A 26,200-nucleotide genomic window follows, 5' to 3' on the forward strand; every position below is an offset into this window, starting at 1 on the left:
GAAAGAGAATAATTTTTTAGTGTTGAGGTGCTTTATTTTGATCGTTCGCTCAAACTTGCATCTGGTTTTACAAATTAGTTAAAAAAACGAGGGAAAACAGCCGGCTTCCATGGGACTACTCCGATTCTTTATTAGCTAAATAATGAGCGGATCGCGGTTGCGTTTTGAGAAAAATAGTTTACTGCTGATAAAAAAAACGCCGCAAAGCGGCGTTTTGATCAAGACAATTATGTCACGTTTTATATTACAGCACGTGTACCGAGGCCGTGTTGGTGGTGCCGCTTGGCACCAGCGCGCCGGAAACCATCACCACGACGTCGCCTTTCTGCGCCAGGCCGCTGGCTAGGGCGGCTTCTTTACCGATGCGGTAGAAGTCGTCGGTAGAGGCGATTTCCTTGACCATCTGCGGAATGACGCCTTTGCTCAGCACCAGCTGATGCGCGGTAGTTTCATTGGTGGTCAGCGCCAGGATCACCGCGTTCGGGAAGTATTTACGCACGGATTTCGCCGATTTGCCGCCGCTGGTGGCGACCACGATCAGCGGCGCGTCCAGTTTCTCGGCGGTTTCAACCGCGCCGCGGCACACCGCTTCGGTGATGCGCAGCTTGCGGCGATCGTTCAGGGAGTCGATGCGGCTAGGCATCACGCGATCGGTGCGCTCGCAGATGGTCGCCATGATGTTGACCGCTTCCAGCGGGTATTTGCCCTTGGCGCTCTCGCCGGACAGCATGACGGCATCGGTGCCGTCCAGGATGGCGTTGGCGACGTCGCCGGCTTCCGCGCGGGTAGGGCGCGGGTTTTTGATCATGGAATCGAGCATCTGGGTGGCGGTGATGACCACTTTACGCGCGCGGTTGCATTTCTCGATCATCATCTTCTGGGCGAAGATCACTTCTTCTACCGGGATCTCGACGCCCAGATCGCCACGGGCAACCATGATGCCATCGGACGCTTCGAGGATTTCGTCGAAGTTGTTCAGGCCTTCCTGGTTTTCGATCTTGGAGATGATCTGGATCTGCTCGCCGCCGTGGGCTTTCAGGTGCTCGCGGATCTCCAGCACATCGGAGCGTTTGCGGATGAAGGACGCTGCCACGAAGTCGACGCCTTGCTCGCAGCCGAAGATCAGGTCGCGTTTGTCTTTCTCGGCCAGCGCAGGCAGCTGGATGGACACGCCCGGCAGGTTAACGCCTTTGTTCTCGCCCAGGTCGCCGTTGTTCAGCACCTTACAGATGACTTCGTTCTCGGTCACGTTGGTGACTTCCATGCCGATCAGGCCGTCGTCAACCAGCACGGTGTTGCCGATCTTCAGGTCGGCGGCGAAGCCGGCGTAGGTGACCGCCACGCGCTCGCTGTTGCCGATCACGCTCTGGTCAGTGGTGAAGGTGAAGGTTTGGCCGGCGACCAGCGAGGCGTCTTTGCCGCCTTCCAGTTTCATGGTGCGAATTTCCGGGCCTTTGGTATCCAGCAGGATGCCGGCGTTGATACCGGTTTTCGCCATCACGGCGCGCATGTTCTTGATGCGGTTGCCGTGCTCTTCATAGTCGCCGTGAGAGAAGTTGAGACGCATCACGTTCATGCCCGCATTGAGCAGGTTGGTCAGCATTTCTTCCGATTCGGTTTTTGGACCGATGGTACAAACAATTTTGGTCTTTTTCATGGCGGAGTTTTCTACAAGTTGTGATGGATAAAAAAACGAATTTGACCGGCGCGGTTTACGCCGATAGGGAATTTGAGCCGTGCCTGGTGGTGAAAAACATAGTTAAGGATAGGTGACGACAGTTGAAGTGGGGCGGAAAAATTCAGCCCGCGCGGGGGCGCGGAGATGCTGCGCAACGGGGTGAGATCACATCGTGTTGTTATTGCGTTTTCGCAGATCAAGGGCTGAAACCATTCAACTGATAGACGTTGCGCATTATAAAGGCTAAGCGGCGGGAAACAAAATAAAAAACCGCGGCGGTGTGGCGGATATGTCAAAACGGGGGCAAATGTGGCGCAAATGCAACGCGTTGCGCACCGCTTGTTGCGCAAATAACCTTGCTGTAAATATGGCTTAGCGCGTTTGCGGGATTTCCAGCAGCACGCCAGCGCTCAGGCAGAAGCAGCCGCTGGCGACGTTGGCCGGCAGGGTTAGGCTCTCGCCGGCACGTACTATCCGGGTGTCGCCGCCGAGGGTGAACTCGAATTCGCCGGATATCACCCGGGTTTGCCGCGCGTGCGCGGGCTTTTGCAGTTGGCCGAAGGCGCCGGCCTCGAAACGCACTTCCGCCGCCGGCGAACCGTCGCTCATCACGCCTTCACGGCGGGCAAGGCCATTGTCGAGCGGTAAAAAGGCGGTTTTGGCGGTGAAGGTGGTCATGTGGCGTTCCTGATGGCTGATGGCGGTAGTTCGGCGCAATCGACATGAAAAATCGAACGGTCGGGCAGAGACGAAACAACGGGAAGTATAACGCGATAGGGGAAGAGATGAATCAGCAATATGGTGCGTCCGAGTGGACTCGAACCACCGACCCCCACCATGTCAAGGTGGTGCTCTAACCAACTGAGCTACGGACGCACTGCGCTGCTTCTGAAATTTGGTGCGTCCGAGTGGACTCGAACCACCGACCCCCACCATGTCAAGGTGGTGCTCTAACCAACTGAGCTACGGACGCACTGTACTGCTTCTGGAATTTGGTGCGTCCGAGTGGACTCGAACCACCGACCCCCACCATGTCAAGGTGGTGCTCTAACCAACTGAGCTACGGACGCATCTTTTCCTGTCTGTCATGGCTGACAGCGGGGACGAATATTAACGAGCTACCTGCGTGCTGGCAAGGGGAAAAGCGCAATTTTATTCGGTATTTCACGCGATTGCTGAGGTTGTGCGCAGTCCGGCGTTTTTTTCCGCAAACCGCGACCCGGCCGGGGAGGAAACCGGCCGGGCGCGGGTTCAGCGCGTGGATCGCTGCAGAATGACGGCGGTCGGCTGTTTCTGCAGCCAGCGCATGCGCAGCGCCATCATGATGGCGGCGAAGGTCAGGCCGATGATAAAGCCGATCCAGAAACCGCTTGGCCCCATCGCCGGCACCACCGCATCGGTTAACGCCAGCAGATAGCCGCTCGGCAGGCCCAACACCCAATAAGCGATAAAGGTGATGAAGAAGATCGCGCGGGTATCTTTATAACCGCGCAGCACGCCGCTGCCGATCACCTGGACCGAATCCGAGATCTGGTACAGCGCCGCCAGCAGCATCAACTGCGAGGCCATCGCCACCACCGCCGGGCTGTCGTTGTACAGCAGGGCGATCGGTTCGCGGAAAGTGGCGGTAAACAGCGCGGTGCAAACGGCCATGGTGATACCGACGCCGATGGCGGAGTAAGCGGCGACGCGCGCGCCTTCGACCGAACCTTCCCCCAGACGATAACCGACGCGGATGGTGGCGCCGACGCCCAGCGACAGCGGCAACACGAACATCAGCGCGCTGAAGTTAAGCGCGATCTGGTGGCCGGCGACCGCGACGATCCCGAGCGGCGACACCAGCAGCGCCACCACGGCGAACAGGGTGACTTCGAAGAACAGCGCCAGCGCCACCGGCATGCCGATGCCGATCAGGCGCTTCAGCGCCGCCCAGTCCGGGCCGCCGAGATCGCCTGCCTGGCGCTTGATGTCGCGCTGCGACGGCGCGCGCTTCACGTACCAGCGCATCATCAGGAACATGATCCAGTAGACGCTGCCGGTGGCGACGCCGCAGCCGACGCCACCCAACTCCGGCATGCCGAACTTGCCGTAGATGAAGATGTAGTTGATCGGGATATTCACCAGCAGGCCGAGGAAGCCGATCACCATGCCGGGCTTGGTTTTGGACAGCCCTTCACACTGGTTGCGCATCACCTGGAAGAACAGGTAACCCGGCGCCCCCCACATGATGGCGTGCAGATAACCGACGGCTTTATCCGCCAACTGCGGATCGATGTTGTGCATCATGTCGATGACGAACTTGCAGTTATACAGCACGACGATCAACAGCACGGACACGCCGGAGGCCAGCCAGAAGCCCTGACGCACCTGATGGGCGATGCGATCGCGACGGCCGGCGCCGTTGAGCTGGGCGATCACCGGGGTCAGCGCCAGCAGCAGGCCGTGGCCGAACAAAATGGCCGGCAGCCAGATCGAGGTGCCGACCGCCACCGCCGCCATGTCGGTGGCGCTGTAAGCGCCGGCCATGATGGTATCCACCACGCCCATGGCGGTTTGCGATATTTGCGCGATGATGACTGGGATAGCGAGAGCCAATAAACTACGCGCTTCAATTAAGTACTTCTGCACGCATACACCTTTTCTATTTATATATGTGGGAGGGAGGGCTGCCGCGAGAGGACAACAATTAAAATAGCGGAATTTTGTCAAAAAGATTGTACCTGCTCGGCGCCGTTAAGCAAACGCCGCAGATAAAGAGTTATTAAATGCGCAGCCATTCGTTTTTTGCCGTCGCGGATTTGGTTTTCAGCGCCAACTGGGGCAAACTGCCGGTAGCGTTTTAACCTATTTAGCAAGAAGAGGCACATATGTTCACCGGTATCGTACAAGGCACCGCGCCGTTGGTCGCCATTGATGAGAAACCCAATTTCCGCACCCACGTGATCGAAATGCCTGCCGAGCTGCTGCCGGGGCTGGAGCTGGGCGCGTCGGTGGCGCATAACGGCTGCTGCCTGACCGTCACCGCGGTGGAAGGCAACCGCGTCAGCTTTGATTTGATCAAGGAAACGCTGCGCCTGACCAACCTCGGCGATCTGGCGCTGGGCGACATCGTCAATATCGAGCGCGCGGCGAAATTCAATGATGAAATTGGCGGTCATTTGATGTCCGGCCATATTATCTGCACGGCGGAAGTGGCCAAAATTTATACCTCGGAAAATAACCGCCAGGTATGGCTGCGCATGCCGAATGCGGAATTGATGAAATATGTGCTGCACAAAGGTTTCATCGGCATCGACGGCATTAGCCTGACCATCGGTGAAGTGGTGAATAACCGTTTCTGCGTGCACCTGATCCCGGAAACGCTGGATCGCACCACGCTGGGTAAGAAACGCCTCGGCGACAAGGTGAACATCGAGATCGATCCGCAAACGCAGGCGGTGGTGGACACCGTCGAGCGCGTGCTGGCCAATCGGGAAGCGACGTTGGCCGCGGCGATGGCGCCGGCGCACAAAGACTGACAGCGATTCTGGCGTGACCGCCGGCATCGAATCATAAGCAGAGAGGAGAAACGCGTGAAGTTTTATGGGAAAACGTTGTTGTTAACCGCGTTGCTGGCGCTGAGCGCCTGCAGCAGTTCGCCTGAGCAGGGCGCTGGCGCTCAAATGGCCGATGCGGACGATACCTGTGGCGCATCGCAGTATCAAAACTTCGTCGGCAAACCGATGACCTCGTTGGAAGGCGTGCGGATCGACGCCAAGGTGCGAGCGATTCCGTACAACTCTGCCGTCACCATGGATTTCAACCTGCGCCGCCTGAACTTCCTTGGCGACAGCGACGATAAAATCATCCGCGTTTACTGCGGCTAAGCCGCCTGGTTAGAAAGAGCAAAAAAGCCCCGGCGATGAGGTTGCCGGGGCTTTTTTATTAGGGGAGCGTTCAGCGTGCGACGCGGATGCCGCCTTCCACGCCTTTCGGGCTGAACACCACCTGCCATAGCTGCAGATCGCGCGCCCGGAACGCGCCGGCGCAGGCGTTCAGATAATAGCTGAACATCCGTTCGAAGCGCTCGGAATAGCGCTCGGCGAGCTGCGGCCACGCCTGTTTGAAGCGCTCGAACCAGGCCATCAGCGTGCGATCGTAGTCGGCGCCGATGTTGTGCCAGTCTTCCATCACGAAATGACCTTCGCTGGCCTCGGCGATATGTCTCACGGAGGGCAGGCAGCCGTTCGGGAAGATATATTTGTTGATCCAGGGATCGACGTTCATGTCGGTCTTGTTGGAGCCGATGGTGTGCAGCAGGAACAGGCCGTGCGGCGCCAGATTGCGCTCCACCACGTCGAAATAGGTGCGGTAGTTTTTCGGCCCGACATGCTCGAACATGCCAACGGACACGATGCGATCGAACTGCTGATGCAGATCGCGATAATCCTGCAACAGGATCTGCACATCCAGCCCGGCGCAGCGCGCCTGAGCCAGCTTCTGCTGTTCGGCGGAGATGGTCACGCCGACCACCGACACGCCGTAATTTTTCGCCGCATAGGCGGAAAGGCCGCCCCAGCCGCAGCCGATGTCCAGCAAACGCATGCCCGGTTGCAGCTGCAGTTTCTCGCAGATCATCCGCAACTTGGCTTCCTGCGCTTCCTCCAGCGTGGTGGCGTCTTTCCAGTAGCCGCAGGAATATTGCATGTAAGGATCGAGCATCAGGGTAAACAGATCGTTGCCAAGATCGTAATGCTCTTTGCCGACGATCCAGGCGCGCTTTTTCGATTGCAGATTGGTCAGGCGCGCGGCGGCGATACGCAGGGTATCTTTCAGGTGGTGGGGGAGTTTCTTCTCCAGCCCGGCGCTGACCACGCGCTGAAAGAACATATCCAGCCGCTCGCACTCCCACCAACCGTCCATATAGCTTTCGCCCAGGCCCAGTGACCCTTGCTGCAAAACGCGTTTAAAGAATTCGGGATTTTTAACCTGAATATCGAAAGGGCGCGATCCGTTGATTTCGATACCGGCCAGACCGAGCATTTCGTGCGCGATACGGTACCACTGGTTATCCTGGATGCTCAGATCTTCTATACACGATGAACTCATAGCTTCTCCATCACCTTCTTCTGACTGATGACCCGTTAGGAAACAGCTTAGACAATTTCTGCGGGTGCATACGTATACCAGCGGGAAATAAGCCCGCGGCGTCTGATATCCGACTATGAACAGAGGAAATTTAAAGAAACGGCCCGACGCAAACGGCGCAGGATAAACGCCTCTTTAAAAAAAGAGTGTGACGCAAGGCGCGTACACAATAGCTGATTGAGATATAGAGATTATAAGGTGCTACTTTACAAGGTTGTTTTTGAGTATAGGCGTGCCGGGGCGTTGACTCAACTGTAAATCGCACTCGGCACGCATATTCTTTAAGTGATTATTAATCTTGGTAATTATGACGCTGAGTTAGCATGTTCCCGCTGTGCCTTTTGCTGCGCATCGGCCGCTTTTCCCCGCTGCAGGAAATAACCCAGCGCGGCCAGGACTACCGTAGATACCATCACCGTCACCGTTGCCAACAGCGGCTGGGCAATAAACGCCGACACCAGCATGCTTGCCACAAAACACAGCCCCAATTGCAGCGTATTTTGCAGCGCGGCGGCTTTACCGCTGCTTTCCGGGAATGGCATCAGCGCATTCGCCACCATGATCGGGTAGCCGGCGCCGTTGACCAGCGCCATGACGCAGAACGGGATCAGCAGCGTGGTGAGCGTCGGATTGGTCAGGGTCGCCACCAGATACAGGGCCACCATGCTGACAGCGTAAGCTACCAGCAGCCACGGCAGCAGGGTTTTGCCATTGATGCGCTTGAGCGCGGCGCGGCAGCCATAGCCCCCCAATAGGAAAGCCAGCGTCTGCGGCACATAGCTCAGACCGATGTCGCTCGGGCCGTAGCCCATATCACCGAGGATGAACGGCGAGCCGGTCAGCCAGGCAAAGAAGCCGGCCGAGCAGGCGGCGTACATAGCGACGTTGCCGCTGAACACCGGGGATTTCAATAATTGCCAAAAACTGACGCCGCTTTTTGGCGCATCGGCGGCGGGTTGCGTTTTGGCGCGATCTTTGAGCAGCAACGTCGGCAGCAGCAGCAGGGCGGTGATGGCCAACAGCACGGCGAAGATCGCGCGCCAGCTGGCGTGGTTCAGCAGCCAGGCGCCAAGCAGTGGCGCCAACGCCGGCGACAGCGCCACCAGCGGCATGATGGTGGCGAATACGCGGTTGGCCTGGCCTTCGCGATAGCGGTCGACCACCAGCGCTTGCCAGATGGCGGCGGCGGAACAGACGCCGACGGCCTGAATAAAGCGCAGTATCCAGAGCTGCACGGCATTTTCCACCCACAGCATGCCCAGGCAGCCGAGCGCGAACAGCGACAGGCCAATCAATAATACCGGTTTGCGGCCCAGTCGGTCGGAGAGCGGCCCCCACAGCAACTGCGCGAAGGCGAAGCCGGCCAGAAAGATGCTCAGGCTGGCGCTGACCGCGCCGGCGGAAATTTGCAGTTCCTCCCGCATGGCGCCGAAGGCGGGCAGGTACATATCGGTCGCCAGATAACCCAGCATGCTCAGGCCGGCGAGGTAGAACATAAAACCAAAGGAATTTCGCATGGTATTTCTCGTTAATATTTTAGTGTCGCAGGTTTTTAGCGCCGGCCAGTGTATCCGGCTGGATCTCTGCTTGTGAAACGGTAATATTTGCAAAGTGCTGTTAAAAAAATTGAAGGCAAAGCGATGTGGTCTGAATATTCTCTTGAAGTTGTTGACGCGGTGGCGCGCACCGGCAGTTTCAGCGCGGCGGCGCAGGAGCTGCACCGGGTGCCGTCGGCGGTGAGCTATACCGTGCGGCAACTGGAACAATGGCTGGCGGTGCCGCTGTTTGAGCGGCGTCACCGTGATGTGGAGTTGACGCCGGCCGGCGCGCTGTTTATCAAGGATGCGCGAGTTGTTATCAAAAAAATGCTCGACACCCGCCGCCACTGTCAACAGGTGGCCAACGGCTGGCGCGGCCAGCTGAATATCGCAGTTGACATCATCGTCAAACCGCAGCGCAGCCGCCAGCTGGTGCTGGATTTCTACCGCCATTTCCCCGACGTTGAACTGATGCTGCAACCCGAGGTGTTCAACGGCGTGTGGGATGCGTTGGTGGACGGCAGGGTGGACATGGCGATCGGCGCCACGCGCGCGGTGCCGGTCGGCGGCGGCTTCGCTTTCCGCGACATGGGGGATATGAACTGGCTGTGCGTAGTCAGCCCACAGCATCCGTTGGCGCAGCTGGCAGGGCCATTGAATGACGATCGGTTGAGGCCATACCCTGCGCTTTGTCTGGAAGACACCTCGCGCAATCTGCCCAAGCGCGTCACCTGGACGCTGGATAACCAGCGGCGGCTGGTGGTGCCGGACTGGACCTCGGCGCTCGACTGTTTGTGCGCCGGATTGTGCGTCGGCATGATGCCGGCGCATCTGGCGCTGCCGCTGGTGCAGCGCGGTGAGCTGAAGGCGTTGCAGTTGCAGCAGCCGTTTCCCGCCAGCCCCTGCTGCCTGACCTGGCAACAGGATAAACCGTCACCGGCGATGAGCTGGCTGCTGGCGTATTTGGGCGATGGCGAGACGCTGAATCAGGAGTGGCTGAGTGAGGCCGCACCGGAAGCCGCGCAGGCCTCCGGCAGGGAAGATGATCAGCGGCGGTAGTCGATGAACGGACCATCGGCGACCGAACGGCGTTCGACCAGCTTCGGATGCACTTCGATCACCTGCGATTCTTCGCGCTTGCTGATGATGCGATCCAGCAGCATGGTGAAGGCCATTTCTCCCAGGCGTTCTTTCGGCTGATGAATGGTGGTCAGCGCCGGGGTGAAGTAGCGGGCGTTGCGCACGTTGTCATAGCCGATCACGGAAATATCCTGCGGCACTCGCAGCCCCAGCTCGTCAGCGGCGCAGATGGCGCCCATCGCCATGATGTCGCCGCCGCAAAATACCGCGGTCGGCCGCTGTTTTTGCGACAGGATTTGGTGCATCGCCTTGTAGCCGGACTCCGGCTCGAAGTCACCCTGGACGATCCACTCTTCGCGAATGTCGATATGCGCTTCCTGCAGCGCCTTCATAAAGCCCTGATGACGGCCGCCACCGGTGTTGCGCGACAGCTGGCCCGGGATGGCGCCGATATCGCGGTGGCCGCGCTCGATCAGGTAACGGCCGGCCAGATAGCCGCCTTCGAACGCGTTATCGATGATGGTGTCGGTGAAGTCGCCGCGCGCGGCGCCCCAGTCCATCACCACCATCGGGATATTACGGTAGTCCTCCAGCATGCCCAGCAGTTGATCCGGGTATTCGGAACACATGACCAGCAGGCCGTCGACGCGCTTTTGCGCCAGCATCGCCAGGTAGGCGCGCTGCTTGTCCAGATTGTTGTGCGAGTTGCACAGGATCAGGGTGTAACCTTTGCTGTAGCAGCTGTTTTCCACCGCCTCGATCACTTCGGCAAAATAGGGCGCTTCGCTCGAGGTGGCCAGCAGGCCGATCGACTTGGTGTGATTGACTTTCAGGCTGCGCGCCACGGCGCTCGGCGAGTAGTGCAGCTCTTTGATGGCGGCCCACACGGCCGCTTTGGTCTCTTCGGCGACGAAACGAGTCTTATTGATGACGTGCGAAACGGTGGTGGTGGAAACGCCCGCGCGTTTGGCCACATCTTTAATCGTTGCCATGTAAGGAATGACTCCTGAACTCACATGTTTACAGCATGTAAGTGTGATGTTAATCGTTTGCCTACGTAGATCCTTCTCCAGAGAAGCGAAAACTGAGTTTTTAGTGTGTTGAAGTCTTCAGCGCTTAATCAGGAGGGGCATGGATGCCGGTACGCAGTTGTGAACTGCGAATTTTGTCGCATATTGAACAAAAGTGGAAGAGGTAATCGAGATTATAAACCGGGAAATGATAACAAGATTTTATCGGCGAACTGTGGGAAAATGATTTGACGTACTAATTGTGCGCCTTTTATCCTTAGGAAAGCCCATTTTAAAGGAGTTGTCATGGATACCGATCTGAAGATGTCTCTGTTCACTACCGTCGGCGCGTTGGCGATGATCATCGCTTTCAGCTTTGTCGCCGCGTTGAACTGATTTCCCGCCAGTTTTAAAAAAGGCGCAGCCAAGCTGCGCCTCATCACTTAGGCAAGGCCTGCGCTTACGCCAGGTTTTCCGCCGCAAATGTCCAGTTGACCAACGCCCAGAAGTTTTCCAGGTATTTTGGACGCGCATTGCGGTAATCGATGTAATACGCGTGTTCCCACACGTCAACGGTCAGCAGCGGTTTATCTTCACCGGTCAGCGGAGTTGCCGCGTTGGAGGTGTTGACGATCGCCAGCGCGCCGTCCGGTTTTTTCACCAGCCAGGTCCAGCCGGCGCCGAAGTTTTTCACGGCGGCATCGGTGAACTGTTCTTTGAACGCAGCGAAAGAACCGAAGGATTTGACGATCGCGGCCGCCAGTTCGCCCTGCGGTTCACCGCCGCCCTGTGGCGACAGGCAGTGCCAGTAGAAGGTGTGGTTCCACACCTGCGCGGCGTTGTTGAACACGCCGCCGTTGGAGGTCTTGATGATCTCCTCGAGCGATTTGCCCTCGAACTCGCTGCCTTTCACCAGGTTGTTCAGGTTAACTACGTAGGTATTGTGGTGTTTGCCGTAGTGGTATTCCAGGGTCTCGGCGGAGATGTGCGGCTCGAGCGCGTTTTTCTCATACGGTAATGCAGGTAATTCAAACGACATTGCTTCCTCCTTTACAGCGCCACTTTTTTCCCGCCGAGGCGGGAGCCAGATGGGCCGTTTTTTATTGTGGTCATTCAATCTTAACAATTTTCATCATAAAAAACAGGAGGAAAAGCGAGAAATGCGCGTGGGAGAGTGCGATGGGCGATAGCTTGAGCAGGCGGTTGCGACCGGGGCCGCAACCGCGCAGAACAGGGAATTAACGGATGGTTTTCGGCGTCACTACGCGGCGTGCGCCGATGTAGTGGTTCTGCCAATAGTCGTTGTCGAGCTGGCTGATGCGGATCTCTTCGCCGGTGCGCGGCGACTGGATGAATTTGCCGTTGCCGAGATAAACGCCGACATGATCCGCCACGCCGCGGTTGTTGATGCGGAAGAACACCAAATCGCCGCTTTCCAGTTCGCTTTTCTTGATCGGCGCCGCGTCTCGCAGGTGATACATTTCGTTGGCGGTGCGCGGCATCTTGATTTTCACCACGTCTTTATAGGCGTAATAGATAAGTCCGCTGCAGTCGAAGCCGGTGCGCGGCGAGCTGCCGCCCCAGCGGTAAGGTTTGCCCATCTGATCCATCAGCTTGGCCATCGCGGTCTGCTTGGCGTGCTGGTAACGCTTTTTGTGCGCCGGGCTGAGTTTCAACGGTTTTTCATCACGCGCCAGCTTGGCGGTAGCCATACCGGCGTCGCGGTGGCGGCCATAGCCTTTTTTATAGCCCTTTTTCGGCGGGGTGACTTTAATTTTGGCGATTTTCTGCGCTTTGGCCTTGGGTTTGGCGCTGACGATCTTTTTCGCGCTTTTCTCGCTTTTGACCTTGGCGGTCCTGGTTTTTTTCTCGGGGGCCGTCACTTTGGCTTTTTTGGCGGCTTTATCCGCTTTCTTTTTTCTGCGGTCATCGGGCCGCGCTTCATTAGCATGGCTTTTACGCTGCTCGGCGGCAACGCGCGCCTGTGGCGCAGCGTGCGCCAAATTGAAGAAGAGCTGCGTAAACAGCAGCGCAAAGAGCGTAAGAATTAAACGCATGTCGACGTCACCAACCTTGGCCCCGAAACGGATATCGAAAGAGTTACAGTATTCCCGAACTTCGCCATATAAAACAGCGAAGAACTCATAAATAATAATCCATATTGTGAGAAAACGTTAATGACATTTTTTTTGGTTTAAAATCAGCCTGTTGATGTATAAAAAAGCGCCAGGCGACGGTGGCGGATATAATTAAGCCGCGCCGTCATCGCGGCGCAATATATTAGTGAAATGGTCGGATTAAAAATGTTATTCTCAACGTATGTTTTGACCGGAATGACGTGGCCGGTGAAACGCGATCGGCGGCGGGCGAATATCCTTGCAAAAGATGGCGTTTTCTTGCGACTGTTCCAGCCGCTACAATAGCCCGCGTGATGCATGTTGTAGCCATGAAATGTGGCTTGAGGAAGCAATAAATGACGACGACACTTGAAAAAATTCAGCACCAGATCGCTGAAAACCCGATTCTGCTGTACATGAAAGGTTCGCCAAAGCTGCCGAGCTGCGGCTTTTCCGCGCAGGCTGTGCAAGCGCTGTCCGCCTGCGGCGAGCGTTTCGCCTACGTGGACATTTTGCAGAACCCGGACATCCGCGCCGAGCTGCCAAAATACGCCAACTGGCCGACGTTCCCGCAGCTGTGGGTAGATGGTGAGCTGGTTGGCGGTTGCGATATCATCATCGAGATGTATCAGCGCGGCGAACTGCAGCAGCTGATCAAAGAAACGGCAGAAAAGTATAAAGCGCAAGAAGACCAGCAGTCTTAATCGACGGGCTTGCGATTATCGCGTAACGGGCGGCGCCAGTGCAAACTGGGCCGCCTTTTTTGTTGATTTTATTCGGCGAGATCGCCGGCGGGCAGCGGCCAGCCGCCGAGACGTTTCCAGCGGTTAACCAGCTCGCAAAACAGCAGGGCGGTTTGCTCGGTGTCGTACAGCGCAGAGTGCGCCTGGCTGCTGTCGAACGGCATACCGGCCGCGATACAGGCTTTCGCCAACACCGTTTGGCCCAGCACCAGGCCGCTCAGCGCGGCGGTGTCGAAGGTGGCGAACGGATGGAACGGGTTGCGCTTCAGGCCGGCACGTTCGGCCGCGGCCATCAGGAAGCTGTGATCGAAGTTGGCGTTGTGCGCCACGATAATAGCCCGGTTGCACCCGCGATCCTTGAGCCCTTTGCGCACCGCTTTGAAAATGGCGTGCAGCGCGTCGTATTCGCTGACCGCGCCGCGCAACGGGTTGTGCGGATCGATGCCGTTAAACGCCAGCGCTTCCGGCTGCAGGTTGGCGCCCTCGAAAGGCTCCACGTGGAAGTGCAGGGTCTCGTCCCGCTGCAGCCAGCCATCTTCATCCATTTTCAGCGTGACGGCGGCGATCTCCAGCAACGCATCGGTATTGGCGTTGAAGCCGGCGGTTTCAACATCTATTACTACGGGATAAAACCCACGAAAACGACCACTCAGGGCGTTAAGATCACTTTTTTCGGCCATCAGTTTCTTATCTTCATCGAATGCAGCGCGCATTATGGCAAATTTTGCGCCCGGTTGCAGGCGCTATCGCGCGGAGAATCAGCAGGGCGCCAGCGCGCCCTGAAGGGGAGGCTTAGTGGCCGAGGCCCTGACCGGCGTGTTTGTTTTCGATCAGCTCAATTTTGTAGCCGTCCGGATCTTCGACGAAGGCGATGACCGTGGTGCCGCCTTTCACCGGGCCGGCTTCGCGGGTGACTTTGCCGCCTGCGCGACGGATGCTGTCGCAGGTGGCGGCAACGTCGTCCACGCCCAGCGCCAGGTGGCCGAAGGCGGTGCCCATGTCGTAGCTGTCGGTGCCCCAGTTATAGGTCAGTTCGATAACCGCGCCTTCGCTCTCTTCCGTATAGCCGACGAAAGCCAGGGAGTATTTGTACTCCGGGTTTTCGCTGGTGCGCAGCAGGCGCATGCCTAATACCTTGGTGTAGAAGTCGATGGCGCGTTGCAGGTCACCGACGCGGATCATGGTATGGAGTAAGCGCATAATTCCTCTGAATTGACTGTGCCGTGGCAGACGGCGGGTGGATTGAAGCACAAGCGAGTATAGCCTTGTCCCGCAAGGGAATTCAACGTAACGAGTTGGTGACAATGTCACTTCATGGTCTCGCGTCGCGGGTGTCTAAATATTGATCGAGCGTACCGATCGATACAGAGTAATTGATCTGCACAATCAATTATCTATTCCAGCGGCGATCGTGTAAAAATCGAACGGCAATAAAGATCAACACCAGGGAACACCGGCCCGCCTCGTGCGGGCCTTTTTGCGTTTGCGCGCGATGCATAAAAAACGGCCATGCGATTGCGTGGCCGTTGGAGTCAGGACGGGTTACTTCGCCAGAAACGGATAGTCGGTATAGCCTTCGGCGCCGCCGCCGTAGAAGGTTTCCGGCTTAGGTTCGTTCAGCGGGGCGTGCTGACGGAAACGCTCTACCAGATCCGGGTTGGCGATGTAGCTGCGGCCGAAGGCCACCGCGTCGATAAAACCTTTTTCGATCAACGCTTCGGCTTTTTCAGCGGTGTAGGCGCCGGCGCCGACGATCACCCCTTTAAAGTGGGCGCGCACCGAGTCGCGGAAGGCGTCGGAATACGGTTTGCCGCCGGCCCAGTCCGGTTCGGAGATGTGCAGGTAAGCGATGTTGCGCTTATTCAGCTCTTCCACCAGATACAGCGCCGCTTCTTCCTGATCTTCGCCGTTGTCCAGCCCGTTGAACGGCCCCAGCGGCGAGATGCGGATACCGATGTGTTCGGAACCCCATTCGGCGATGGTGGCGTCGACCACTTCCAACGTCAGGCGGGTGCGATTCTCGATGCTGCCGCCGTATTGATCGGTGCGTTGGTTGGAAGCCGGTGACATGAACTGGTGCAGCAGATAGCCGTGGGCAGCATGCAGCTCGATGAAGTCGAAGCCGGCTTCGCGCGCGTTAGCGGTTGCTTGGCGGAAATCGTTGATGATGCCCGGGATCTCGCTGGTTTCCAGCGCGCGCGGTGTGGAGGTCGGTACGCGCACCCAGGCGCCGGTTTCATCTCGCACGGTGGTGCGGGTTTCGGCGTTGATTGCCGAAGGCGCGACCGGCGCTTGTCCGCCCGGCTGCAGGCTGGCGTGGGAGATGCGGCCTACATGCCACAGCTGTACGGCGATGTGGCCGTTTTTGTCGTGTACCGCCTGCGTGATGTGTTTCCACGCGGCGATCTGTTCCGGGGTATGCAGGCCCGGCGCGCCGGCGTAGCCTTTCGCCTGGAAGGAGATCTGCGTCGCTTCGGTCACGATCAGGCCGGCGCCGGCGCGCTGCGCATAATATTCCGCCATCAGTGGCGTAGGAATATCGCCCGGTTCGATGCTGCGCAGACGCGTCAGCGGAGCCATAAACACGCGGTTGGGCAGGGTGACGGCGCCAACCTTCAGCGGAGAGAGCAATTTTTCAGTCTTCATAGTGCATCCTGTATTTAATAGACCGGTCGTCTAGTGATGGGCGATAAAAAAACACGAACTGCATTTTTCACGAAAAAAGACGGTTGTCGTTACCGTTGCGGCGGGCGCAGCAGCAACTCGATGCTTTCCAGCGCACTGGTTAACGGCGCCAGCGAATGACGGATCTTGGCGCGCAGCGAGGCACCGAGCCACAGTGAATACAGCGTTTCTGCAGTCGCCGCCGGGCTCATGGCCACCGACAGCGAGCCCTCGGCGATACCGCGCTCGATGGCCTCCTGCAGATGGCCGATCACGCGAGCGGTGCCCGTTTCCAGCGCATGGCGCATCGGTTCCGACAGATCGCTCACCTCGGCGGAAAGTTTCACCGCCAGGCAGGCGTTGTGGCATTCGCTGCGGCAGTGGTAGCTGATAGCCTGGGCGTAATAGCCGAGCAGCTGGTGGCGGGCATCGCCGCGTCTGTCGGCAAACAGCGCCTGCATTTCTGCATCATAATGCGCGAAATAGCGCTGCAGCATCGCTTCGCCGAAGGCTTCCTTCGAGCGAAAATAGTGGTAGAACGAGCCTTTCGGCACGCCCGCGGTGGCCAGCAGTTCGCTCAGCCCCATGCCGGTAAAGCCCAGGCGCAGGCTGAGGGTTTCGCCGGTGGCGAGCAGATGTTCACGTGTATCCACGTTGCAATGCGTTGATTTGGTCATCATGGCGCCGAGCATAATAGACCGATTGGTCTAGGTCAATGGGAATAAAAAAACCGGCGCACAAAACGCCGGTTTGTCTGCAAGACATTGTGCCCCAGCGGCACGCGGAAGTTAAGCGCTACGCCGCGTTGCGGCAACGCTGCAGGATATCCAACTGGGATTGATATTCGCGGGTCTGTACGTTCAGCATGCCCAACAGGGTGTGGAACAGGTTGTCCTGTGAAACCTCGTCCTTTTCCGCCAACGTATTCAGACACTGGCGATCGATGTCGAAATTGCGCTGATAGTCGGCCGACATCCACATCAGGAAAGGCACGTGCGTTTGTTGGCTCGGCGCGAAGACATAAGGCGTGCCGTGCAGATACATGCCGTTCTCCCCCAGAGATTCGCCGTGATCGGATAAATAGACCAGCGCGGTATTGAACCGATCGTCATACTGCCGCAGCAGCTTGATGGTGGCATCGAGCATCGCGTCGGTATACAGGATTGAGTTGTCGTAGGTATTCACCAACTGTTCATGGCTGCAATCCTGGATCTGATTACTGTTGCAGGTCGGTGAAAACGCCTGGAACTCTGGCGTGCTGCGGCGATAGTAAGCCGGGCCGTGGCTGCCCATCTGGTGCAGCACGATCACACCATCGTCTTTCAGGCTATTGATGTAGTCGTTCAGCTTGTACAGCAGCACGTTGTCCATGCAAACCTCGCCGTCACAGTCCTGCGGCAGTTTCAGCTTGGTCATGTCGATGTGCGGCACCCGGTCGCAGGCGCCTTTGCAACCGCCGTCGTTATCGCGCCACAGCACATTGACGCCGGCATGCGCCAGCACGTCGAGCATGCCTTCCTGGTGCGTCGCCTGAGTCGCGTCATACTCCTTGCGTGGCATGTTGGAGAACATGCAGGGCACGGAGATCGCCGTTTCGGTGCCGCAGGAACTGGCGTTCTTGAAGTAGACCACGTCGTCCTGCTTCAGGCGCGGGTTGGTTTCGCGCCCGTAACCGCCGAGGGAGAAGTTTTCGGCGCGGGCGGTTTCGCCCACGACCAGGATCACCAGCGTTTTCTTGGTCTGCCTGGCGATCAGCGGCCCTTTACGCGCATCTTCGCCGATCTTGACCAGCGGCAGATTGCGGGTGAAGTAACGCTGTTCGGTAAACTTGATGGTGCCGGCCACGAAGTTGGAAGGCGTCAACATCTTCACCACGCTTTTATTGTTGCGGATCAGCGAAGCGTAGTCTTTGTAGAACAGCGCGGCGACGATCAGGATCACCACCAACGACAGCATGACGTTGGCGGCGCGCAGCCCGACCATGTACCACCAGGGGCGAGTCTGGCGAATTTGGGTGAAGCAGACCGCCACCGCCGGCAGAATGCCGAGCAGCGCCAGCCACAATCCCATGCGCGGCGTCAGCAGCGCGGTCGCCTCCTGGGGGTTGGTTTCGAAGGCGTTTTGCATCATGTTGCCATCGATCACCACACCATAGCTGAACATGAAATAGTTGGCTGCGGCGCTGCCGAGCAAGAAAAAGATGATCAACGGCTTACGCAGGTAGGGCACGGTCAACACGCTGAAGATAATATTCAGCGCACAAAAGATCACCACCGGCATACTGGCCGCGAAAATCACGCTGTGGACGCTATCGAAGGTGATATACGACCAGGCGCGATGCAGGAATAACGCGTTTTGAAACAGAGTGAAGAACAGGGCGGCGGCGAGGGTAAAACCGAGGCTGTTGCACTGTAAGCGTTGACGTAACCACATTGCCAATGTCGGGATCCTGAAAGTAGATAATGTCGTGAAATCTACCGGATGAAACTTAAGAAAACCTTAGAAATTCAGAATACTGGCGACGGAGAATACGTGAAAACCGCCAGGCCGAGCGGCCTGGCGGCAGGGCAGTTTAGTAGGCGGCGGTGAATTGCGCGCGAATAAACTGAGGTTTTTCAATCTCATCAACGATAGCGACTGCCAGATCTTCCACCGAAATGCTGGCCGGCGCTTCGCCGTTCATCAGCAGTTGCGTGGTGCCGAGGCGGAACTGGCCAGTGCGTTTGCCCGGCTCCAGCAGGGCGGCCGGCGAAAGATAGGTCCAGTCGAGTGCCGACTCGTTACGCAGTTTGTTGCGCAGATCGCGCACCGCCTGCGCGCCGGGGCGGATATTTTCCGGGAACTGCGGCGTATCCACCAGTTCAACGCCCGGCGCCACTTCCAGGCTGCCGGCTCCGCCGACCACCAACAGGCGTTTGACGCCGGCCTGCTCGACCGCGGTGAGGATCTGCTGGGCGCCGCGGGTGGTTTTCTCATACAGGTTGTCTTCGCCCCAGCCTGGGTTGTAGGCGCTGATCACCGCGTCCTGGCCGCGCAATTGTCCCGCCAGCCAGGCGGTGTCGGCGACGTCGCCCAGTGCGACGGTCAGATTGGCGTGCTCCGGCAAATCTTTTTTCTGGCGCGCGATTGCCGTCACCTGAATACCGCGAGCCAGCGCTTCATCCACCACGCGGCGGCCAACAAAACCGGTTGCTCCAATAATGGCTACTTTCATCTGTATGCTCCTTCGGGGATAGGTTCAGTATCGTGAGGCAGGCCGAGGTGCCTGCCGCGTGGTTTCTACTCTAGTCCTTAACAATAGCCGTGATTAGTGCCATATTCATGCTTTCTTGATTAAGTAAAACTTCATAATCGTGGATAAACTCAATCGAATGGCGGTATTCGCCACCGTGGTGGCGGAAGGCTCGCTGGCCGGTGCGGCGCGGCGTCTGGGCATGACGCCGTCGGCGGTCAGCCAGCACATGCGCTCGCTGGAGAAGGCGCTTGGGGTGCCGTTGCTGCATCGTTCCACCCGCCGTCTGGCGCTGACCGAGGCGGGAGCGGCGTTCTATCCCGGCTGCGAGGCGATGCTGCAACAGGCGCTGCAGGCGGAGCAGCGGTTGGCTGAGCTGCGGGATACGCTGGTGGGTGAGCTGCGCATCGCCACCCCGGTCGGCATCGGCGGCCGTTCGTTGGCGGAGGCGCTGTCGCCGCTGTTGCAGGCGCATCCCAAGCTCACGCTGCGCGTGCTGGCGGACGATCGCATCGTCGATATGATAGAACAACGGGTCGACATTGCGCTGCGGGCCAACCGGCAGCTGGCGGACGCCAATATGATCGCGCATCCGCTGACGGCGTGGCCGATGGTGCTGTGCGCCGCACCGCGCTACCTCAGCCAGCATGGGGTGCCGGAAAAACCGCAGGATTTGGTACAGCACCGTTGGATTTCCAGCGGCTACAGCGGGGCGCATCTGGATTTGCTGCACCAGTCCGGCCAGCAGGTAAAGCTGCGGCTGGCGGAAGGACAGATCGTCAGCGAGAGCATGAACGTGATGCGCGCCTTTACCCGCGCCGGGCTGGGCATTTCCGCTCAGCCGCTGTATGAAATTGGCGACGAACTGCAGCGCGGCGAGCTGTTGCTGCTGTTGCCGGAGTGGCGGCCGGCGGCGCTCCGGCTGCACGCGCTGACGCTCGAACGCAATGTGCCGGAAAAAAGCCGCCAGGCGCTGCGCTATTTGCGCGACTATTTTCGCCGCAATGGCGAAAAGGGACTTGCCAGCGGCGGCGATGGCGTCTTCAATTAGCAAGAGAACGCAGGAGGAGCCTCGTGGCGCAGCAGCTTGAGTTTTTCGACATCCCCAGCCCGTGTCGCGGCATTTGCCAGGCCGACGATCGTGGATTCTGCCGTGGCTGCCTGCGCAGCCGCGAGGAGCGTTTCGGCTGGATGAACATGAGCGATGCGCAAAAGCGCGAGGTGCTGCGCCTGTGCCGTCAACGCTTCCTGCGGCTGCAGCGCGCCAATAAAGCGCCCGACGAGCCGCTGCCGGAGCAACCGTCGCTGTTTTAACCTTTCCTGATCTGCCGCACGTTCGTGTGGCTTACCGCTTCCCTGTGCCTCACCGGCTTGTGTATGCTGGCTGACAACTAATGTCATGAGGTTTTCGCAATGGTAGAACGTATTCGTCTCGCGCCGCAGGGGCCTGAATTTTCCCGCATGATTTGCGGTTACTGGCGGTTGATGGAGTGGGGCATGTCGCCGCAGCAACTGCTGACGTTCATCGAACAGCATGTCGAACTGGGCGTCACCACCGCCGATCACGCCGATATCTACGGCGGCTATGCCTGCGAACAGGCGTTCGGCGACGCGCTGCGCCTGAAGCCGGCGTTGCGTCAGTCGCTGGAATTGGTGACCAAGTGCGGCATCGCCACCACCGCCAAGCCCGGCAACCCGATCGGCCACTACATCACCGACCGCGATCATATCGTGCAGAGCGCGGAACAGTCGCTGCGCCATCTGCATACCGATTACCTCGATCTGCTGCTGATCCACCGCCCGGATCCGTTGATGGACGCTGACGATGTAGCCGAAGCCTTCGTTGCGTTGCACAAAAGCGGCAAGGTGCGCCATTTCGGCGTCTCCAACTTTACGCCCGCGCAGTTCCAACTGCTGCAGTCGCGTCTGCCGTTCACGCTGGCGACCAACCAGGTGGAGATCTCGCCGATTCACCAACCGGCCATTCTCGACGGCACGCTTGACCAGTGCCAGCAACTGCGCATCAAGCCGATGGCCTGGTCCTGCCTGGGCGGCGGGCGCCTGTTCAACGACGCCGAGTTTCAGCCGCTGCGCGACGAGCTGCAGCGGGTGGCGCAAGAGATCGGCGCGGAGACCATCGAGCAGGTGGTGTACGCCTGGGTGATGCGCCTGCCGTCGTCACCGTTGCCAATCATCGGCTCCGGCAAGATTGAGCGGGTGCGTTCGGCGCTCAAGGCGCAGAAACTGGTGCTGAGCCGCCAGCAGTGGTTCCGCATTCGCAAGGCGGCGCTGGGGTATGACGTGCCTTAAGGCGGGCAGAAAGAGGAAAGCCGGGCGGCGAAAGCGCCCGGCTTTTTTTATGCCGATGCTTAGGCCAACACCACCTGATCGGTGCTGAAGTGATCGAGCGAGACGCCGATCAGCGTGACCTGGCTGTGGCCGAAGGCCAGCACCAGATCGTCGTTTTGCTGCGTGGCGTAATCGCGGATATTGCCGCTGGCGCCTTCGGTGCCGATAAACACCAGTTTATCGCTGGCGTTGAAGCCATACAGCTGATCGCGGCCGAAATCGCCGCTGAACAGGAAGGTGTTGCCGTTGCCGACGCCCTTCAGAATGTCATCGCCGCTGCCACCGACGAAGGTCAGGTTGCCGCCGGCGTGGCCGATCAGCGTGTCGTTGCCGGCGTTGCCGAACAGCCAGGCGTCGTGGCTGCGAGCCTGCAGGACGTCATCGCCGTCACCGCCGGTGGCGGCGGCGGCATAGGCTTTGAGGCCTGAGTCCGATTTCAATCCGGCGGCGGTTACCTGATGATCCACTTCTTTGTTGAAGATAAGCCAGGAGGTTTCTTTGCTGCGCAGGGTGCTGATGTCGTCCGCCAGCGTAATGCCGCCCTTGGCATCGCGCAGGTAAAGCGTGTTGCCGTCGTAGGCGACCTCGGTATTTTTCAACGCCTGCTGGGTATCGAAGATATTGTGGCCTTTGCCGCCGGCGATCAGGTTATAGCCGCCGGCGTCGCGGAAGATATCGTTGCCGTCGCGGCCCTCGAGATAGTCGTTGCCTTTGCCGCCCTTGATCAAATCATTGCCGTCGCTGCCGATGATAAACGTCGGCCCGCTGTGCGTTTCCGCGTTGCGGTTCAGGTCTTCCACCCAGGTATTGCCACGCGTGACGTTCGACAGGTTGGAGACGATGATGGTCGAGTCTTTGTCGGTCAGCGAATAAAACTCGGAGTTCAGCACCCGCATCAGGCCGTCCTGATAGAAGAACGGCAGGTGCGACAGCCAGGTCGGAATGTTGAGAATGGAAAACGGCAGCAGGTTCCAGGCGTCCGAGGCGTAGTGATCGTTGAAGTTGACGATATTGTTGGTGGCGGAGGTATGGGGCGCATCGTGAACGCCCAACGACGCCCCGGTCAGCGTGGTGCCGTCGAGCGCGCGGAACACCGGGTCGTTCTCGTAGCCGATGTTGAGCACCTTGCCGCCGGTTTCGTACTGGGTCGGCGAGGCGAAGGCGACATAGTTGGACTGCGCGTAGAAGCCGCTCCAGCTGGCGTCGCTCTGCGCCGCCATGCTGTTGACCGCCAGCCCGCCGAGGCTGTGGCCGCTGACCACCACGTCCTCGCCGCTCAGCCCGTGGGCCTGCGCGAATTTCGCCACGTCGCCCAGCAAGTTGCCGAAGGCCTTCAGCGTGTAGCCGTCGGCGTAGCCTTTCGGCCCGAACCCGGCCAGCAGATCGTTAATCACATCGCCGATGGTATCGCCGATCAACGACTCGCGCGGGCCGCTGGTGCCGCGAAATGAGATGCCAATGGCGGTGAGATTGCCTTCGCTGTCATATTTGCCCAGCACCTCGGCCTGTGCGGTGGTGTAACCGGCGGTCTCGCCGTAGTAGGTGCCGCGCGCATCGGTTTTGCCGGCGTAACCGAGCTGCTCGGCGCTGATCACCGACCAGCCGGCATTGTTTACCGCCTCCTGCGCGGCCTGTTCGGAGTCGGGATTCCAGGGGAGGCCCGGCAGGCCGCCCTGCGACTGGGTGCTGCCGATGAGCGCAGTGACCAGCGTCAGCGGCAGACCCAGCCCGAAACCGGTCTGGTGATAGCCTTCATCGAAGCCGTTATCGATATTGTGGTAAGCGTAGGTAGAGATGGCCAAGGCGTCGGAAAATAGCGCCTTCGACGCGTTTTCGTCCAGATCCTTATAGCTAAAGATGCCCATATCAGTTCCTTATGAAGTATGCCGCCTGGCCTGGAAGCGAACTCTCATGCGCCGGCGGTGGAAACAGGGAAACAACGTTAGCCGAACGACAGCTGGTCGGAGGACCAACATCGGTAGAATTATTATTAGTGCCAAATATTAGGTCTGCGAATCAAATTGGCGAGATTGTGCGTTGGTTAACAGTGCCGGCGCAGGCTCTCCTATACTGATAGCTCGATATAGTCATTAAGGAGACTGATTGATGAAACGTTATTGGTATGCGGCGCTCGGCCTGATGGCGTGTGGCGCGGCTCAGGCGGCGGCAACCGACGTCGAGATGCATCTGGTGACCGGGCAGGGTATCGGTCAGGACATCGGCAACGTGGTCATCAGCGAAACGCCGTACGGCTTACTGTTCACGCCGAGCCTGAAAGCGTTGCCGGCCGGAGTACACGGTTTCCACGTGCATGAAAAAGGCAGCTGCGAGCCGGGCATGAAGGACGGCAAAGCGGTGGCGGCGCTGGCGGCCGGCGGACATTTCGACCCGCAAAAGACCGGGAAACACCTCGGGCCGTACGCCGACGGGCACCTGGGTGATTTGCCGGCCATCTATGTGACCGCCGACGGCATGGCGAATTACCCGGTGTTGGCGCCGCGGCTGAAAAAAATCAGCGAAATTGAGGGCAAGGCGCTGATGGTGCACGCCGGCGGCGATAACCATTCGGATCATCCACAGCCGCTCGGTGGCGGCGGCGAACGCTTCGCCTGCGGCGTGATCAAGTGATCACCCGCCGCTAACGGCCGGTGCGGCGGCGGGCTGGCTCATCGCCTGTTGCAGCTGCTGCAGTGAGCAGTAAAGCCGCCAGATCAGGCCGGCCAGATCGCGCGCCGCCTGTTCCGGGTGATGCGCCAACGCGTTGCTCATGCGCAGCAGTTCCTGCAGCGTGGCGTCCAGCGAACTGTGCTGCACGCCTTTCTCCGTCATGATGCCGCGCAGGCAGTGGATACAGACGTTGCGCACCGCCGACAGTGGATCGGAACGGGTCTGCCAGTCGCGCAGCTGCCAGACGATATGGCTGCAGTTGAGCAGCACCACGCCCCAACGCAGCAGCCAGGTGCGCGCTTCCTGATCCTGACTTTGATTGAGTTGGCTGATGCGATGGTAGATCAGCGATTCGAACTGACTTTCGCTCTGCTGCGGCCGTTTGCTCAACTGATCGATAAAATCGCGCCGCAGCGCGCGGATAATGCGGCGGCTTTTGCGTTTGTCCGAGCTGGGGCGCAGGATCTGAAACGCCAACCCGGCCAGCAATACACCGACGATTTTAGCGATGTTGTCATTGATAAAGGACTGGTAGTCATAGCTCGGCGGATTGCTGACGGTCAGAAACGAGCCCATAAAGACGATCAGCTGCCCCCAAAGCGCGGCATAAGGCGGGTTCTGCAGCTTGAGCATCTGCATGGTCACCAGGATCGGGAACAGGAAGGCGCAAAACACCCAGAAATCGTCAATCTGGATCATCAAACCGAATTTCACCACGAAGCAGGCGACCGAGAGCAGCAGCACCGCCTTGAGCAAGGTGCTGACGCTGTTGATCGGCGAAGGCGTGGAAGAGTAGAGCACGCAGCTGATGGCGGTGAGCGTCAGCGCCGCGCTGCCGGCGTCCCATTGCGTGTTGATCCAGTAGGCGCAGCCGATCACGATGCATAAAAAGGTGCGCAGGCCGTTATAGGCGGCTTCGTAGCTGTCGGTATGGCGCGCCAGTGGGGTGACGCGCGGCGGCTGGAGATCGCTGACCGCCGTGGCGCTTTCCAACCGCCGCAGCCAGCGGTTGCAGCGCAGGTAGAGCCAACAGAAATCGCGCAACCGCAGCCAGAAGGCGCGATGGCGATAGTCCGCGGGATCGTGCGGCGCGATCTGCTGGAGCAGGCGCGCCAAGCGATATTTATCGGTGGCGGGATCGCGCAGTTCGTCCAGCAGTTGCGTCAGCACCGGCATCAGATTGGCGGGGCGATCCGGCCAGTTCAGCAGCATGCGGCGCAGGCTGGAGATGACGCTGGTAATGCGCAGCTGTTGATGCAGCAGATAGTTGAGCAGGTTATTTTGCCGCCGCAGCCGGTAGTGGCTCCAGAATGCCTGAATGCGCAGCAGGTTCATGGTCAGGATCTGGCCGATGACCCCTTCGTGCGAGGTGCGCATCTGCGCGGTGACCTCCGGCTGCCACAGCATGGCGGCGTGCTCCAGCAGCCGCAGCTGCATGCGCCGCAGCGAGGTCAGCAGGGCTTCGCCGTCGGAGGTGCTGGGCAGGATCATCATCATCAACCCGCCGCACAGAATGCCGGTGATCACTTCGCAAACGCGCGCCTGAGCGATGTCGAAGATCTGCTGGGTGTCGGTGACGTTGACCGTGCCGAAGGCGATGATGGCGGCGGTATAGCCCGCCAGCGCGAAGGCGTAAGAGACGTTGTTTTGGTAATGATTCGAGACGTAGGTGCACAGCCCGATCCAGGCGGCGATGAACAGCGTAAACAGCCAGGGATCGTTCAGGCAGTGGCCGGCGATCGCCACCGACGCGGCGGCGCCCACCAGGCTGCCGAAGATGCGGCCGATGCTTTTGCTGATCACGCCGCCGATGGTGGGGAAGCTCACCACCGCGGCGGAGGTGAGTGCCCAATAGGGTTCGTCGAGTTCGAGCACGAACGCCACCCACAGCGCCAGACACATCGCCAGCGAGTTGCGCAGGGCATAGCGCCATTGTCCGCCGGTCGCCTTACCCCAGGGGGTCCGGCTCCACTCCAGAAAAGGCAGATTCACACT

25 protein-coding genes and 3 tRNA genes are annotated in these 26,200 nt (G+C 59.0%); 9 read left to right on the plus strand and 19 right to left on the minus strand.

Features of this window, described 5'->3' with window-relative positions; translation table 11 throughout:
- Positions 1-244: 244 nt before the first annotated feature.
- The 6 genes from pykF to IT763_RS10300 all read right to left on the minus strand — a co-directional run bounded on the left by pykF (position 245) and on the right by IT763_RS10300 (position 4,306).
- A complete protein-coding gene (gene pykF / locus IT763_RS10275; protein ID WP_143778926.1) occupies positions 245-1,657 on the minus strand; it encodes a pyruvate kinase PykF in 1,413 nt (470 codons plus the stop codon).
- A 393-nt stretch (positions 1,658-2,050) separates the two neighbouring features.
- The gene (locus IT763_RS10280) at positions 2,051-2,356 is read right to left on the minus strand and encodes a hypothetical protein (RefSeq protein ID WP_016927932.1); all 306 of its coding nucleotides are present in this window, start codon (positions 2,354-2,356) and stop codon (positions 2,051-2,053) included.
- A gap of 121 nt (positions 2,357-2,477) precedes the next feature.
- A tRNA-Val gene (locus tag IT763_RS10285) sits at positions 2,478-2,554 on the minus strand.
- A 20-nt stretch (positions 2,555-2,574) separates the two neighbouring features.
- Positions 2,575-2,651: transfer RNA gene (locus IT763_RS10290), tRNA-Val, on the minus strand.
- Between the two features lie 20 nt (positions 2,652-2,671).
- A tRNA-Val gene (locus IT763_RS10295) sits at positions 2,672-2,748 on the minus strand.
- A 181-nt stretch (positions 2,749-2,929) separates the two neighbouring features.
- Positions 2,930-4,306, minus strand: coding sequence for an MATE family efflux transporter (locus tag IT763_RS10300; RefSeq protein WP_049300311.1), 1,377 nt, complete (start codon positions 4,304-4,306; stop codon positions 2,930-2,932).
- A 239-nt stretch (positions 4,307-4,545) separates the two neighbouring features.
- Between IT763_RS10300 and IT763_RS10305 the strand changes: the two genes are divergently transcribed.
- A complete protein-coding gene (locus tag IT763_RS10305) occupies positions 4,546-5,196 on the plus strand; it encodes a riboflavin synthase (RefSeq protein ID WP_016927930.1) in 651 nt (216 codons plus the stop codon).
- Positions 5,197-5,250: 54 nt separating this feature from the next.
- The gene (locus IT763_RS10310) at positions 5,251-5,544 is read left to right on the plus strand and encodes an I78 family peptidase inhibitor (protein WP_016927929.1); all 294 of its coding nucleotides are present in this window, start codon (positions 5,251-5,253) and stop codon (positions 5,542-5,544) included.
- 70 nt (positions 5,545-5,614) lie between these two features.
- Here the strand turns inward: IT763_RS10310 and cfa are convergent, their stop codons facing one another.
- On the minus strand, positions 5,615-6,766 hold the full coding sequence (gene cfa / locus IT763_RS10315) for a cyclopropane fatty acyl phospholipid synthase (RefSeq protein WP_004931341.1): 1,152 nt from the start codon (positions 6,764-6,766) through the stop codon (positions 5,615-5,617).
- A 344-nt stretch (positions 6,767-7,110) separates the two neighbouring features.
- Positions 7,111-8,322, minus strand: a complete 1,212-nt coding sequence (punC, locus tag IT763_RS10320) for a purine nucleoside transporter PunC (protein WP_028128175.1) — start codon at positions 8,320-8,322, stop codon at positions 7,111-7,113.
- 123 nt (positions 8,323-8,445) lie between these two features.
- On the opposite strand from punC, the gene punR reads away from it, so the two are divergent.
- Positions 8,446-9,402: a DNA-binding transcriptional activator PunR gene (gene punR / locus IT763_RS10325; protein ID WP_089184537.1), complete on the plus strand. Its 957-nt coding sequence runs from the start codon at positions 8,446-8,448 to the stop codon at positions 9,400-9,402.
- Here the strand turns inward: punR and purR are convergent.
- Positions 9,390-10,415, minus strand: a complete 1,026-nt coding sequence (gene purR / locus IT763_RS10330; protein WP_004931336.1) for an HTH-type transcriptional repressor PurR — start codon at positions 10,413-10,415, stop codon at positions 9,390-9,392. The two genes, punR and purR, sit on opposite strands and share 13 nt — an antisense overlap.
- 324 nt (positions 10,416-10,739) lie before the next feature.
- Here purR and IT763_RS10335 point away from each other — a divergent pair, with 324 nt between their 5' ends.
- Positions 10,740-10,829, plus strand: a complete 90-nt coding sequence (locus tag IT763_RS10335; RefSeq protein WP_004931335.1) for a YnhF family membrane protein — start codon at positions 10,740-10,742, stop codon at positions 10,827-10,829.
- A 64-nt stretch (positions 10,830-10,893) separates the two neighbouring features.
- Here IT763_RS10335 and sodB read toward each other — a convergent pair whose 3' ends face one another.
- Together sodB and IT763_RS10345 are read right to left on the minus strand one after the other, a co-directional pair.
- Positions 10,894-11,472 carry a superoxide dismutase [Fe] gene (gene sodB / locus IT763_RS10340; protein WP_004931333.1) on the minus strand — a complete coding sequence of 193 codons (579 nt, stop codon included), beginning with the start codon at positions 11,470-11,472 and terminating at the stop codon, positions 10,894-10,896.
- 199 nt (positions 11,473-11,671) lie between these two features.
- Positions 11,672-12,490, minus strand: coding sequence for a C40 family peptidase (locus IT763_RS10345; protein ID WP_049300308.1), 819 nt, complete (start codon positions 12,488-12,490; stop codon positions 11,672-11,674).
- A 416-nt stretch (positions 12,491-12,906) separates the two neighbouring features.
- Here IT763_RS10345 and IT763_RS10350 point away from each other — a divergent pair, with 416 nt between their 5' ends.
- On the plus strand, positions 12,907-13,254 hold the full coding sequence (locus tag IT763_RS10350; protein ID WP_004931329.1) for a Grx4 family monothiol glutaredoxin: 348 nt from the start codon (positions 12,907-12,909) through the stop codon (positions 13,252-13,254).
- A 68-nt stretch (positions 13,255-13,322) separates the two neighbouring features.
- On the opposite strand, the gene rnt is transcribed toward IT763_RS10350, so the two are convergent.
- From rnt to IT763_RS10380, 6 genes are all read right to left on the minus strand, one after another.
- Positions 13,323-14,006 carry a ribonuclease T gene (gene rnt / locus IT763_RS10355; RefSeq protein ID WP_016927925.1) on the minus strand — a complete coding sequence of 228 codons (684 nt, stop codon included), beginning with the start codon at positions 14,004-14,006 and terminating at the stop codon, positions 13,323-13,325.
- 79 nt (positions 14,007-14,085) lie between these two features.
- Positions 14,086-14,493, minus strand: coding sequence for a lactoylglutathione lyase (gene gloA / locus IT763_RS10360; RefSeq protein ID WP_004931325.1), 408 nt, complete (start codon positions 14,491-14,493; stop codon positions 14,086-14,088).
- 342 nt (positions 14,494-14,835) lie between these two features.
- Positions 14,836-15,939: an alkene reductase gene (locus IT763_RS10365; protein ID WP_016927923.1), complete on the minus strand. Its 1,104-nt coding sequence runs from the start codon at positions 15,937-15,939 to the stop codon at positions 14,836-14,838.
- Between the two features lie 89 nt (positions 15,940-16,028).
- Positions 16,029-16,649 (minus strand): TetR/AcrR family transcriptional regulator, encoded by a 621-nt coding sequence (locus IT763_RS10370; protein ID WP_079449299.1) that lies wholly within the window; start codon positions 16,647-16,649, stop codon positions 16,029-16,031.
- 103 nt (positions 16,650-16,752) lie between these two features.
- On the minus strand, positions 16,753-18,390 hold the full coding sequence (gene eptA, locus IT763_RS10375; protein WP_016927921.1) for a phosphoethanolamine transferase EptA: 1,638 nt from the start codon (positions 18,388-18,390) through the stop codon (positions 16,753-16,755).
- Positions 18,391-18,529: 139 nt separating this feature from the next.
- Positions 18,530-19,171 (minus strand): NAD(P)-dependent oxidoreductase, encoded by a 642-nt coding sequence (locus IT763_RS10380; protein ID WP_016927920.1) that lies wholly within the window; start codon positions 19,169-19,171, stop codon positions 18,530-18,532.
- Between the two features lie 139 nt (positions 19,172-19,310).
- On the opposite strand from IT763_RS10380, the gene IT763_RS10385 reads away from it, so the two are divergent.
- The 3 genes from IT763_RS10385 to IT763_RS10395 all read left to right on the plus strand — a co-directional run bounded on the left by IT763_RS10385 (position 19,311) and on the right by IT763_RS10395 (position 21,499).
- Positions 19,311-20,240: a LysR substrate-binding domain-containing protein gene (locus IT763_RS10385; protein WP_187178368.1), complete on the plus strand. Its 930-nt coding sequence runs from the start codon at positions 19,311-19,313 to the stop codon at positions 20,238-20,240.
- 23 nt (positions 20,241-20,263) lie between these two features.
- Complete coding sequence (locus IT763_RS10390) at positions 20,264-20,503, plus strand: DUF1289 domain-containing protein (RefSeq protein WP_015377731.1); 240 nt, start codon at positions 20,264-20,266, stop codon at positions 20,501-20,503.
- 99 nt (positions 20,504-20,602) lie between these two features.
- On the plus strand, positions 20,603-21,499 hold the full coding sequence (locus tag IT763_RS10395) for an aldo/keto reductase family oxidoreductase (protein ID WP_004931312.1): 897 nt from the start codon (positions 20,603-20,605) through the stop codon (positions 21,497-21,499).
- Between the two features lie 59 nt (positions 21,500-21,558).
- Here the strand turns inward: IT763_RS10395 and IT763_RS10400 are convergent, their stop codons facing one another.
- A complete protein-coding gene (locus tag IT763_RS10400) occupies positions 21,559-23,403 on the minus strand; it encodes a polyurethanase (RefSeq protein ID WP_049300536.1) in 1,845 nt (614 codons plus the stop codon).
- 241 nt (positions 23,404-23,644) lie between these two features.
- Here IT763_RS10400 and sodC point away from each other — a divergent pair, with 241 nt between their 5' ends.
- Positions 23,645-24,166 (plus strand): superoxide dismutase family protein, encoded by a 522-nt coding sequence (gene sodC / locus IT763_RS10405; protein WP_033640491.1) that lies wholly within the window; start codon positions 23,645-23,647, stop codon positions 24,164-24,166.
- On the opposite strand, the gene IT763_RS10410 is transcribed toward sodC, so the two are convergent.
- Complete coding sequence (locus tag IT763_RS10410) at positions 24,167-26,197, minus strand: FUSC family protein (protein WP_049300533.1); 2,031 nt, start codon at positions 26,195-26,197, stop codon at positions 24,167-24,169. It abuts the gene before it with no gap.
- Positions 26,198-26,200: the final 3 nt, after the last annotated feature.

Source organism: Serratia sp. CMO1 (genome assembly GCF_015689115.1).
In the GTDB taxonomy this organism is placed as follows: Bacteria; Pseudomonadota; Gammaproteobacteria; order Enterobacterales; family Enterobacteriaceae; genus Serratia; species Serratia marcescens.